Genomic DNA, 12,685 nt, shown 5'->3' with positions numbered 1-12,685 from the left:
CCAAGCTCGCTGCGCGGTGATCTCCCGGTTCCGGCAGCGGATTCAGCGCCACACTCCCGCTGCTACAGATTGCTCTCGGTGATCGCGGCATAGACCATGGTGCGCAGCTCGCGCCGGATCGGATAGGCGCTCGACGGCAGCACCTGGGTCATGAAGATCGTGATCAGCTCTTCCGCCGGATCGATCCAGAACGCGGTCGAGGCCGCGCCGCCCCAGGCATATTCGCCGGCGCTGCCGGCGATCAGCGTCTTCGCCGGATCCATCGTCACCGAGAAGCCGAGGCCGAAGCCGATGCCGTTGTAGGCGGCTTCGGCAAACATCGAGCGCGACAGCGCCGGCAGGTCGACGCCGCCGGGCAGATGGTTCGACGTCATCAGCTTCAACGTCTTCGGCCCGAGCAGCCGGACACCGCCGAGCTCGCCGCCATTGATCAGGGCGCGGCAGAAGGTGAGATAGTCTGATGTCGTGGCGCACAGGCCGCCGCCGCCGGAGATGAAGTCGGGCGGGGTGAGGAAGGTGCTGGTGGCCGGATCATCCTGCAGGGTCAGGCCGCCCTTGCGGTCGGCCGCATGAAACGACAGACTACCTGCAGGATCGGCCGAGTAGCACGCGGCGAACCGGTGCGCCTTCGCTGCGGGGACGTGGAAGTCGGTGTCGGCCATCCCGAGCGGATCGAAGATGCGCTCCTTCAGAAACTGCTCGAACGGCTTGTCCGCGATCTTGCCGACGAGATAGCCGACGACGTCGGTGGAGACCGAGTAGTTCCAGGCCTCGCCGGGTGAGAACTCCAGCGGAATCTTCGCCAGATCGTCGATCATCGATTGCAGCGTGCCGGCCTTCTCCACAGCGCCGATCTTGGCGTCCCGATAGGCGGCATCGACGTTGGAGCGCTGCTGGAAACCGTAGGTGAGGCCGGAGGTGTGGCGCAGCAGGTCGATGATCAGCATCGGCCGCGTCGGCGGCCGGCTGAGGAAGGCCGGCGCCGTGCCTGCGACGAACACGCCGAGGTTCTTCCACTCCGGAATGTATTTGGCGACTGGTTCGTCGAGCGCGACCTTGCCTTCCTCGACCAGCATCATGAAGGCGACCGAGGTGATCGGCTTGGTCATCGAATAGATGCGGTAGATCGTGTCGTCCCTGACCGGTACCTTGCGCTCGACGTCGGCGTAGCCGAGCGAGCTCGCATGCACGATCTTGCCGCGGCGGTAGACCATGAGCTGGGTGCCTGGAAAGCGGCCGGCATCCACGTAGCGCTGCTTCAAATGCGCATCGATGCGCTCGAGCGCGGCTTTCGACATGCCGACGGTTTCGGGCGAGGCGGGTGTCGGGGCGAGCATCAGGCGTCTCCGCGGTCTTTGTCTTGGTCTTGTTGTCCCGATGCGCGTGGCATTATCGAAGGGGCGCATCTCAGGGTGGAGGGGTGATAGCCGAAATCGCCAGCCCTTCCAATGGCGGCAGCCGTGCGCGAAACAGCACCTCAGCGAAGGGCTATTCACATGCTGCGGGCCAGTCCGGCCTTGCCGGACCATGCTTATAAAAGCCCGGTTCTTGGAAGCCGCCGCCAGCTTCGGGCAGGTTCGCCCACTTTTTGTGCAACGCACAGGAAGTGGGCGAATCGCAAATTTTAGGTGCGGTTGCACGCGTCCGAAGCTTCCGGCTGTTTCGCTTAGGCCTTTGATTGGCCAAAGCTTCTCCCTCCATCGATCCTTGGCACAAAGCTTGAATAGATGGTTCCGACGCCATCGATGCCGTCTGCGCAAACCCCATCCGATATCTGACGCTGCCCCTCCGAGGCTGCCCTCGGAACACGCACCTATGCGCCGGGCTGAGCCAGCGACTGGCAGGAGGGGGATTTCAACCGATCGAGCGCTTTTCACACAAGGGACGACAGCACTCATGACGAAGACGACCAATCCTGCTCGCCGTGGCGGCCTCAGCCGCCGCCAGCTTCTCAAGGCCGGTGCCGGCACCGCTGCGCTGCTCGCGGCCGCGAAGCTCGGCTTTCCCGGCGGAGCTTTTGCTCAGGGAGCAGGGCCGGAAGTCACCGCGGCGAAGCTCGGCTTCATCGCGCTCAGCGATGCCGGCCCGCTGTTCGTCGCCAAGGACAAGGGCATCTTCGCCAAATACGGCATGCCGGATGTCGACGTGCAGAAGCAGGCCTCGTGGGGCACGACGCGCGACAATCTCGTGCTCGGCTCCGAAGGCAACGGTATCGACGGCGCACACATCCTGACGCCGATGCCGTATCTGATCTCGTCCGGCAAGGTGACGCAGAACAACCAGCCGACGCCGATGTACATCCTGGCGCGGCTCAACCTCGATGCGCAGTGCATCTCGGTCGCCAAGGAATATGCCGATCTCAAGCTCAGCCTCGACACCGCGCCGTTCAAGGCGGCGCTGGAGAAGAAGAAGGCCTCCGGCAAGTCCGTGAAGGCGGCGATGACCTTCCCCGGCGGCACCCACGATCTCTGGATCCGCTACTGGCTCGCCGCTGGCGGCATCGACCCCGACAAGGACATCGAGACCATCGTGGTGCCGCCGCCGCAGATGGTGGCCAACATGAAGGTCGGCACCATGGACTGCTTCTGTGTCGGCGAGCCGTGGAACGCGCAGCTCGTCAACCAGGGCATCGGCTACACCGCCGTTACCACCGGCGAGATCTGGAACAAGCATCCTGAGAAGTCTTTTGCGATGCGCGCCGCCTTCGTCGACAAATATCCCAAGGCTGCGAAGGCGCTGACCATGGCGGTCATGGAAGCCCAGCAGTGGTGCGACAAGATGGAGAACAAGCAGGAGCTTGCGACCATCATGGCCAAGCGACAGTGGATGAACTGCCCGGTCGAGGACGTCGCCGGGCGCACCGCCGGCAAGTTCGACTACGGCACCGGCAAGGTGGTCGAGAACTCGCCGCACATCATGAAGTACTGGCGCGACTTCGCCTCCTATCCGTTCCAGAGCCATGACCTCTGGTTCATCACGGAGGACATCCGCTGGGGCAAGTACGAGGCCGGCTTCGATGCCAAGTCGCTGATCGCCAAGGTCAACCGCGAGGACATCTGGCGCGAGGCCGCCAAGGAGATGAACGTCGCTGCCGCCGAGATTCCGACTTCGAAGTCGCGCGGCAAGGAGACCTTCTTCGACGGCAAGGTGTTCGATCCGGAAGATCCCGCCGCCTACCTGAAGTCGCTGTCGATCAAGCGCGTCGACGCCTGATCAGGACTGTCGCCGCGCGCCGATCAGCGCGCGGCTCCTCTCATTGCACGGAGAAAGCTTCCGATGTCCATGCCCGCGTTGACCAATGATCACGCGCCGAAGGCCCTGCCGATCGCGTCCCCGTCCGTTTCCGCGTCCATTGTCGCGATGACGCCGAAGCAGCCGCCGAAGGCGGAGCGTTTTGTGAAGGTGGCCCGCGAGGTCGCGGTGCGCGTCGTGCCGCCGCTGATCGTGCTGGCGCTGTTCATGCTCGTGTGGGAGCTGCTGTGCCGGCGGACCGGCTCGGCGCTGCCGCCGCCGTCGCGCGTGTTCACCGAGACCCGCGAGCTGATCTTCGATCCGTTCTTCGATCATGGCGGCATCGACAAGGGCCTGTTCTGGCATCTCGAAGCCAGCATCCGCCGCGTCGCGATCGGCTACGCCATTGCCGCCGTCGTCGGCGTCGCGCTGGGCACGCTGATCGGCCAGTCGGTGTGGGCGATGCGCGGGCTCGATCCGATCTTCCAGGTGCTGCGAACCATCCCGCCGCTCGCCTGGCTGCCGCTGTCGCTGGCGGCGTTCCGCGACGGCCAGCCGTCGGCAATCTTCGTCATCTTCATCACCTCGGTGTGGCCGATCATCATCAACACCGCGGTCGGCATCCGCAACATCCCGCAGGACTATCGCAACGTTGCCGCTGTCGTGCAGCTCAATCCGCTGGAATTCTTCGCCAAGATCATGATCCCGGCGGCGGCGCCCTACATCTTCACCGGCCTGCGCATCGGCATCGGCCTGTCCTGGCTCGCCATCGTCGCGGCCGAGATGCTGATCGGCGGCGTCGGCATTGGCTTCTTCATCTGGGACGCGTGGAATTCCTCGCACATCAGCGAGATCATCCTGGCGCTGTTCTATGTCGGCATCATCGGCTTCGTGCTCGACCGCCTGATCGCGGTGGTCGGCAAGGTCGTCACCCGCGGCACCGCGACGAACTGAGAGGGATAGAGATCATGGCCTATCTGAAGCTCGACCACGTCGACAAGGTCTTCACCCGCGGCGCCGCGACCACCGAGGTGCTCAAGGACATCAACCTGACGATCGAGAAGGGCGAGTACGTCTCGATCATTGGCCATTCCGGCTGCGGCAAGTCGACGATGCTTAACATCGTCGCGGGCCTCACCCAGGCGACCACGGGCGGCGTGCTGCTGGAGGAGCGCGAGGTCAACTCGCCTGGTCCGGACCGCGCGGTCGTGTTCCAGAACCACAGCCTGCTGCCCTGGCTCACGGTCTATGAGAACGTGCGGCTCGGCGTCGACAAGGTGTTCAGCAAGACCAAGACCCGCGTCGAGCGCGACGCCTGGACCATGCACAATCTGAACCTCGTGCAGATGGCCCACGCCAAGGACAAGCGCCCGAACGAGATCTCCGGCGGCATGAAGCAGCGCGTCGGCATCGCGCGTGCGCTCGCCATGGAGCCGAAGGTGCTGCTGCTCGACGAGCCGTTCGGCGCGCTCGACGCGCTGACGCGGGCGCATCTGCAGGACTCGGTGATGGCGCTGCATCAGAAGCTCGGCAACACCATCCTGATGATCACGCATGATGTCGACGAGGCCGTGCTGCTGTCGGACCGCATCGTGATGATGACTAACGGCCCGAGCGCGCATATCGGCGAGGTGCTCGAGGTCGCGCTGCCGCGGCCGCGCAAGCGGCTCGATCTCGCGACCAACCCGACCTACGTCAAGTGCCGCCAGCGCGTGCTGGAGTTCCTCTACGAGCGGCACCGCTTCGTCGAGGCGGCGTAGCCATAGGGCCTTCGGAGAGTGGTCCACCACTCTTCGCCCTGGGGAGGTGAGAACCTTGAGTGAACCGCTCGTCATCGTCGGCAACGGCATGGCCGCCGCGAAGCTGGTCGAGGAGCTGTCGCAGACGGCGCTCGGCCGCTACGCCATCGCCGTCATCGGCGAGGAGCCAAGGCTGGCCTACAACCGCGTGCTGCTGTCGTCGGTGCTGGCCGGCGAAGCGGCGTCGCACGAGATCGAGCTCAAACCGGCCGACTGGTGGCGCGCGCGCGGCGTGACGTTGAAATACGGCGCGCGCGTCACGGCCATCGACGTCGGTCGCCGCGAGCTGCAGATCGCAAACCACGAGAACGTTGCGTTCTCCCGCCTCGTGCTGGCCACCGGCTCGCTGCCGCTGCGGCTTCCCGTGCCCGGTGCCGATCTGTCGGGCGTGCATACGTTCCGCGACAGCCGCGACACCGACGTGCTGCTGAGCCTCGCGGCGAAGAAGGCGCGGGTGGTCGTCGTCGGCGGCGGGCTGCTCGGGCTGGAGGCCGCCTATGGCTTGGCGCGCGCCGGCGCCCAGGTGACGCTGCTGCATCTGATGGACCGCCTGATGGAGCGGCAGCTCGATGTACCAGCGGCGGCGCTGCTGAAGGTGCTGGTCGAGCGCAAGGGCATCGAGGTTCTGCTGCACGCGAGCACGGCCGCGATCCATGGCGCGGCCCGTGTCGAGAGTGTCGAGCTCGCCGACGGCCGGCGGATCGCCGCCGACGCGGTGATCTTCGCAGCCGGCATCAAGCCCAATGTCGCGCTCGCGAAAGAGGCGGGGCTCGCGGTCAACCGCGGCATCGTCGTCGACGATGCGATGCAGACGTCGGCGGCCGGCATCTTTGCGCTCGGCGAATGCGCCGAGCATCGCGGCACCTGCTATGGCCTCGTCGAGCCGGCTTACGAGCAGGCGCGGGTGCTGGCGCGGCATCTCGCCGGGCGCAAGGCGGCCTATGGCGGCAGCATCGTCTCGACCAATCTGAAAGTGTCGGGCGTGTCGGTGTTCTCGGCCGGCGACTTCGTCGGAGGCGAGGGCAGCGAGCCCATCGTGCTCAACGACGCCAGGCGCGGCATCTACAAGAAGCTCGTGATCGCGGAGGGGCGCCTGACCGGCGCCGTGCTGATCGGCGACACGCAGGATGCGCTCTGGTATCGCGACCTGATCCGCGCCCGTGAGCCGATCGCATCGATCCGGACCGAGATGATGTTCGGCCGCGCGGGGGCGCGGCCGCGGGCAGCGTGAGAAGGGGCCACGCACGACCATGACCACAGTCGATCCAAAGCTGCGCACCGTGCGCACCGCCTGTCCTTACTGTGGTGTCGGCTGCGGCGTGCTGGCGACGCCCGACGGCAGCGGCGGCGCCGCCATATCGGGCGATCCCGCTCATCCCGCCAATCTCGGCCGTCTCTGCTCGAAGGGCTCGGCGCTCGGCGAGACGCTCGGCCTCGACAATCGCCTGCTGTATCCGATGGTCCGCTGCAAGCACAGCATGGAGCGGGTGGCGTGGAGCGACGCGCTCGACCATGTTGCGACGCGGCTGAAGCACATCGTCGCCCGTGACGGCGAGGATGCGGTGGCGTTCTATCTCTCGGGCCAGATGCTGACCGAGGACTATTACGTCGCCAACAAGCTGATGAAGGGATTTCTCGGCTCGGCCAATGTCGACACCAATTCGCGGCTGTGCATGGCGTCCTCGGTCGCCGGCCATCGCCGCGCCTTCGGCGCCGACACCGTGCCCGGCAGCTATGAGGATCTCGACCAGGCCGACCTCTTGGTGTTCGTCGGCAGCAACGCCGCCTGGTGCCATCCGGTGCTGCACCAGCGCATGCTGGCCAACAAGCAGAACCGTGGCGCCAAGTTCGTCGTCGTCGATCCACGCCGCACCGATACGGCTGAAGAGGCGGATCTGTTCCTCGGGCTGAAGCCGGGAACGGATGCCGCGCTGTTCTCCGGCCTGCTAGTGCATCTCGCAGACAGCGGCGCGCTTGACCGTGACTACATTGCCGCTCACACGGTGGGCTTCGACGAGACGCTTGCGCGGGCGCGCAATCTCGCCGGCAGCACGGCAGCAACCGCGCTCGCAACCGGCCTGTCGGAGGCGGACGTCGCCGCCTTCTTCAAGCTGTTCCGCGACACGTCGAAGGTCGTCACCCTGTATTCGCAGGGCGTCAACCAGTCGGCGCAGGGCACCGACAAGGTCAACGCGATCCTGAACTGCCACCTCGCCACCGCGCGCATCGGCAAGCCGGGCATGGGGCCGTTCTCGCTCACCGGCCAGCCAAACGCGATGGGCGGCCGCGAGGTCGGCGGGCTCGCCAATCAGCTCGCCGCGCATATGGGCTTCACGCCGCCGGACATCGATCGTATCAGACGCTTCTGGAAGGCCCCCGACATCGCCACCCATGAAGGTCTCAAGGCCGTCGCGATGTTCGAGGCGATCGCGCGCGGCGAGATCAAGGCGCTGTGGGTGATCGGCACCAATCCGGCGGTGTCGCTGCCGGACGCCGATCTCGTCCGCGCCGCGCTGAAGAAGCTCGAGCTGTTCGTCGTCTCCGAGAACGTTCGCTCCAACGACACCGTGGATGTCGGCGCCCATGTGCTGCTGCCGGCGCAGGCCTGGGGTGAGAAGTCGGGCACCGTCACCAACTCCGAGCGCCGCATCTCGCGGCAGCGTGCGTTCATGGCGCCGGCTGGCGAGGCCAAGCCGGATTGGTGGATCCTGAGCGAGGTCGGCAAGCGGCTCGGCCACGGCGCGGCCTTCAACTACACATCCGCTGCGGACGTGTTCCGCGAGCATGCTGCGCTGTCGGCGTTCGAGAACGACGGCAGCCGCGATTTCGACATCGGCTCGCTGGCGACGCTGAGCGACGACGAATACGAGACGATGGCCCCGGTGCAGTGGCCGGCGCCTGCGGGCAAGCCGCCGACGCCCCGCTTCTTTGCCGACGGTGCCTTCTACACCAACGATCGCAAGGCGCGCTTCGTCGCGCCCGAGGTGCCGGCGCTGCGCAGCGAGACCAATGCCGCGCGTCCCTTGCGCCTCAACACCGGACGCATCCGCGACCAGTGGCACACGATGACGCGCACCGGCCTGAGCCCGCGTCTCGGCGCGCATCTGCCGGAGCCGTTCGTCGAGGTGCATCCGGACGACGCGCTGCGCTACGGCCTGACGCCCGACGGCTTCGCCAAGGTCACCACCGAGCACGGCCAGTGCATCCTCAAGGTCGTCGTCAGCGAGCGCCAGCAGCGCGGCATGCTGTTCGCGCCGATCCACTGGAACGCGACCAATTCCTCGCATGGCCGCGTCGGCGCGCTGGTCGCCTCGCATGTCGATCCGTTCTCCGGCCAGCCCGAGGCCAAGGCGACGCCGGCCGCGATCAGTCCCTATGAGTATGTGTTCCGCGGCTTCATCCTGTCGCGCACCGAGCTCGCGCTGCCGTCCCATCTGTGGTGGGCGCGCGCCACCGTGACCGGCGGCTTCGGCTATCTGTTCGCCGACAATGGCGATCTCATGCGCTGGCCGGCCTGGCTGAAGGCGCGCGCCACCGACGACGTCGCCGACTACATGGATGTCGGCGGCGGCGTCTATCGCGCCGCGTCGTTCGAAGGCGATCGTATCGCGACCTGCGTGTTCGTCGGTCCCGGCCATGACGCCGGCGATTGGAACGTCGTGAAGACGATGTTCGCCACTGAGCGTCTCGACGACGAGCAGCGCCGCATGCTGCTGTCGGGACGCGCGCCCGACGGCACCGGCGGCGGCCCGATCGTCTGCGCCTGCTTCGGCGTCGGCCGCGACACCATCTGCGACGCCATCGCCGCCGGCGCGCGGACGCCAGCCGCGATCGGCGCGCAGCTCAAGGCGGGCACCAATTGCGGCTCGTGCATCCCCGAGATGAAGCGGCTGATCGCGCAGGCGCCGGCGCAGGCTTCAGAGTCGGTGAAGGTGGCGAGCTAGCTAGCCAAGCCCACCGTCATTCCGGGGCGAGGCCGCAAGGCCTCGAACCCGGAATCTCGAGATGGGGGAAACGAGCCGGCGCAAACCAATCTCGGGATTCCGGGTTCGACGCTGGCGCGTCGCCCCGGAATGACGTTCCTGTAGGAACGCCAATCGACGCCACGCGCCGCATCCTCTATGCTCGCCGTCATGAAGCACAAGACATTCGGAACCGGTGGCGCTGATGTGTCCGTGATCGGGCAGGGCACCTGGTATCTCGACCACGCCGACCGCAGGCGCGCCATCACCACGTTGCAGCGCGGGCTCGACGCCGGCATGAGTCACATCGACACCGCTGAGATGTATGGCGAAGCCGAGCTCGTCATTGCCGAGGCTATCGCGGGCCGCCGCGACGAGGTGTTCCTGGTCTCGAAGGTGCTGCCGAGCAATGCCTCCCGCAAGGGCGCCATCACCGCCTGCGAGCGCTCGCTGAAGCGGCTGAGGACGGACCGGCTCGACTGCTACCTGCTGCATTGGCCGGGCTCCTATCCGCTCGAAGACACCGTCGCCGCCTTCGAGCAGCTGAAGGCCGCCGGCAAGATCGCGTCCTGGGGCGTCAGCAATTTCGACGTCGATGACCTCGACGAATTGTTCAACATCGCCGGCGAGGGCCAGATCGCCTGCAACCAGGTGCTCTATCATCTGCAGGAGCGCGCCATCGAGCACGCCGTCATTCCGTGGTGCGATCAGCATGGCGTCGCCGTGGTGGCGTACTCGCCGTTCGGCCACGACGATTTCCCTGAGCCGCGCAGTCCCGGCGGCGAGGTGCTGCAGCGGATTGCCGCGCAGCACGCAGCGACGCCGCGCCAGGTCGCGCTGGCCTTTCTGACGCGGGCCCCGTCGCTGCTCGCCATCCCCAAGGCCTCGCGGCCGGAGCATGCCGAGCAGAACGCCGCCGCCTGCGCAATCGCGCTGACCGAAGCGGACATCGCCGCGATCGATCGCGCGTTCCCGCGCGGGCCGAAGCCGCGCGGTCTGCCGATGTTGTGATGCAGCATCATATGTTGTGATGCGGCATCACGGAGTATTACGGATGTTTGCTACCGCGGCGCGTGGCAACGCATAAGTGCTGCCCGCTTTAGGCGGGTTGTCGTAGCGGCGCATTTGGCGTTTTGTCGCCTCTCACCGATTCGCTTCGCATTCCAATTCCGAGTTCGACCGTGACCCCGCCCCCCAGCGCGGCTGCCGCCGCGCGGCTCGACGATGTGCCAACCGTCCAGGACAAGCCACAGGCGGCGCGCAAGCGCGCGCCCGCCCGCGCCGACCGGCCGTTCCACGGCATCGCGCTGATCCTGCTCTCGACGGTGTTCCTCGGCACCTCGGACGTCACGGCGAAATATCTGTCGAAGACGCTGCCCTCGATCGAGATCACCTGGATCCGCTTTTCCATCTTCGCGCTGATCATGGTGCCGGCGATGATCCCGGGCTCGCCGCTGTTTGCGATGCGGACCGAGCGGCCGAAGCTGCAGCTGCTGCGCGGCGTCGCGCTGCTCGGCTCGTCGCTGATGTTCATCACCGGTTTACGCTATCTGCCGATCGCCGAGGCCTCCGCCACCGGCTTCGTCGCGCCGCTGTTCGTCACCGCGCTGTCGATCGTCTTCCTCAGCGAGAAGGTCGGCCTGCGCCGCTGGATCGCCACCGCGGTCGGCCTGTTCGGCGTGCTGGTCATTCTCCGCCCCGGCACCGGCGCCTTCCATCTCGCCGCGCTGTTTCCGATCGCCTCGGCGTTCGCCTGGGCCTGCACCCTGATCATGACGCGCATGATGAGTGGTCGCGAGCATGCCATCACCATCATGACCTATTCGTCGATCGCCGGCGTCTGCCTGCTCACGGCGATGGTGCCGTTCGTCTGGGTCGCGCCGTCCTGGCAGGACATCGGCTTCGGCGTGCTGGTCGGAGTCGCCTCGACCATGGGGCAGTGGATCGTCGTGCTGGCTTTCCGCTACGCCGACGCCTCAGTGCTGGCGCCGTTCTCCTACACCCAGCTGCTGTGGGTCAGCATTCTCGGCTTCCTGGTGTTCGGCGAGCTGCCGGACGTCTGGACCATCGTCGGCGCCGCCTTCATCGTCTCCAGCGGCCTCTACACCGCCCACCGCGAACGCGTCCGCCGCTCACAATTGCTGCAGGTCGCCGGCGAGAGCTCGCCGAATCCGTGAGCGCGGCCCGTCCCCGAACGGAATGAGACTGAGCGGCTTGGAGCCGGCGCAGGCCGATGCTAGGTGTGCCCGGACCAACGAGAAAAGCCAGGGGAGCACGCCGCCATGATCAATCTGACGCCCGAATCCGTCCTGCCTGACGATGGCACCAGCGGAACGCTGGTCGGCCGTGTCTGGCGGCCCGATGTCGATGGCCCGGCGGTGGTCGCCGTGCGCGAGGATGGCGTGTTCGACGTCACCTCCGCTTTCCCCACCGTCACCGCGCTGTGCGAGCACGACGATCCGGCAGCTGCCCTGCGCGCGATGAAGGGCGAGCGCATCGGCAATCTCGCCGCCATCCTCGCCAACACCGCGCCGGACCGCCGCGATCCGGCCAAACCGTGGCTGCTCGCCCCGGTCGATCTGCAGGTGCTCAAGGCCGCCGGCGTCACCTTCGCGATCTCGATGCTGGAGCGCGTCATCGAGGAGCGCGCGCGCGGCAATCCGGCCTCGGCCGAGGCGATCCGGACAGAAGTGGTGCGCCTGGTCGGCGACGATTTCTCCAAGCTCAAGCCGGGCTCGGAGCAGGCGATGCACCTCAAGCAGGTGCTGATCGAGCAGAACGCCTGGAGCCAGTATCTCGAGGTCGGCATCGGTCCCGACGCCGAGGTCTTCACCAAGGCGCCGACTTTGTCATCGGTCGGCACCGGCATGGATGCCGGGCTGCATCCGAAATCGACCTGGAACAATCCGGAGCCGGAGGTCGTGCTGATCGTGTCGAGCCGCGGCGCCATCGTCGGCGCGACGCTCGGCAACGACGTCAATTTGCGCGACTTCGAGGGCCGCTCGGCGCTCTTGCTTTCCAAGGCCAAGGACAACAACGCCTCCTGCGCCATCGGCCCCTTGCTGCGCCTGTTCGACAAGAGCTTTACGCTGGACGACGTCAGGAAGATGGATGTCGCGCTGAACGTCACCGGCAGCGACGGCTTCGTGCTCGACGGCCATTCGTCGATCTCGAAGATCAGCCGCGATCCGACCGACCTCGTCGCCCAGACCATCGGCACCGTGCATCAATATCCCGACGGCTTTGCGCTGTTCCTCGGCACCATGTTCGCGCCGGTCAAGGACCGCGACGCGCCAGGACAGGGGTTCACGCACAAGCGCGACGACATCGTCACCATCTCCGCCCCGCAACTCGGCCGCCTCGTCAACCGCATGCGCAACAGCGACGAATGCGAGCCGTGGACTTTTGGTGTCGGTGCGCTGATGCGGAGTTTGGCGAGGCGGAAGCTGATTTGACGAGGAGCTGCCTCTCCACCTTCGGTGGTCATTCCGGGGCGCGCGGAGCGCGAGCCCGGAATCCATACGCCGCAGCCGTCGTGGGTCCGGTGGCCTGAGTTGCCATCGCGCTTCAACATGGAGAGTCGTGGTTATGGACTTCGGACTCACGCGCTGACGCGCGCGCCCCGGAGTGACGAAGGGGGGCGTTGCGGCCGTTTTTTCCTTGAAGGCGAACGGCCTCCACCCTCGCGCTGTC

At 66.5% G+C, this 12,685-nt stretch carries 9 protein-coding genes; 8 read left to right on the top strand and 1 reads right to left on the bottom strand.

Annotated elements, in window-relative coordinates; all coding sequences use genetic code 11:
* Nucleotides 1-62: 62 nt before the first annotated feature.
* Nucleotides 63-1,337, bottom strand: a complete 1,275-nt coding sequence (locus tag ACQR1I_RS23755; protein WP_434868191.1) for a serine hydrolase domain-containing protein — start codon at nucleotides 1,335-1,337, stop codon at nucleotides 63-65.
* Nucleotides 1,338-1,896: 559 nt separating this feature from the next.
* Here ACQR1I_RS23755 and ACQR1I_RS23750 point away from each other — a divergent pair.
* The 8 genes from ACQR1I_RS23750 to ACQR1I_RS23715 all read left to right on the top strand — a co-directional run bounded on the left by ACQR1I_RS23750 (nucleotide 1,897) and on the right by ACQR1I_RS23715 (nucleotide 12,447).
* Complete coding sequence (locus ACQR1I_RS23750) at nucleotides 1,897-3,213, top strand: CmpA/NrtA family ABC transporter substrate-binding protein (RefSeq protein ID WP_434868192.1); 1,317 nt, start codon at nucleotides 1,897-1,899, stop codon at nucleotides 3,211-3,213.
* Nucleotides 3,214-3,276: 63 nt separating this feature from the next.
* A complete protein-coding gene (gene ntrB, locus ACQR1I_RS23745; RefSeq protein ID WP_434868193.1) occupies nucleotides 3,277-4,185 on the top strand; it encodes a nitrate ABC transporter permease in 909 nt (302 codons plus the stop codon).
* 11 nt (nucleotides 4,186-4,196) lie between these two features.
* Entirely contained in the window at nucleotides 4,197-4,991 is a 795-nt protein-coding gene (locus ACQR1I_RS23740; RefSeq protein ID WP_434868449.1) for an ABC transporter ATP-binding protein, read from the top strand.
* A gap of 55 nt (nucleotides 4,992-5,046) precedes the next feature.
* Nucleotides 5,047-6,261, top strand: a complete 1,215-nt coding sequence (locus ACQR1I_RS23735; protein ID WP_434868194.1) for an NAD(P)/FAD-dependent oxidoreductase — start codon at nucleotides 5,047-5,049, stop codon at nucleotides 6,259-6,261.
* A gap of 19 nt (nucleotides 6,262-6,280) precedes the next feature.
* Nucleotides 6,281-8,974: a nitrate reductase gene (locus tag ACQR1I_RS23730; RefSeq protein ID WP_434868195.1), complete on the top strand. Its 2,694-nt coding sequence runs from the start codon at nucleotides 6,281-6,283 to the stop codon at nucleotides 8,972-8,974.
* A 189-nt stretch (nucleotides 8,975-9,163) separates the two neighbouring features.
* On the top strand, nucleotides 9,164-10,003 hold the full coding sequence (locus tag ACQR1I_RS23725) for an aldo/keto reductase (protein WP_434868196.1): 840 nt from the start codon (nucleotides 9,164-9,166) through the stop codon (nucleotides 10,001-10,003).
* 215 nt (nucleotides 10,004-10,218) lie between these two features.
* Nucleotides 10,219-11,169 (top strand): DMT family transporter, encoded by a 951-nt coding sequence (locus ACQR1I_RS23720; protein WP_434868450.1) that lies wholly within the window; start codon nucleotides 10,219-10,221, stop codon nucleotides 11,167-11,169.
* A 105-nt stretch (nucleotides 11,170-11,274) separates the two neighbouring features.
* Nucleotides 11,275-12,447, top strand: coding sequence for a fumarylacetoacetate hydrolase family protein (locus ACQR1I_RS23715; RefSeq protein ID WP_434868197.1), 1,173 nt, complete (start codon nucleotides 11,275-11,277; stop codon nucleotides 12,445-12,447).
* Nucleotides 12,448-12,685 lie beyond the last annotated feature (238 nt).

Origin of the sequence: Bradyrhizobium sp. HKCCYLS2038 (assembly GCF_051167655.1) — a bacterium.
In the GTDB taxonomy this organism is placed as follows: Bacteria; Pseudomonadota; Alphaproteobacteria; order Rhizobiales; family Xanthobacteraceae; genus Bradyrhizobium.
Note: the sequence above shows the minus strand (reverse complement) of the source record. Positions and strands in the feature narration are given on the sequence as shown.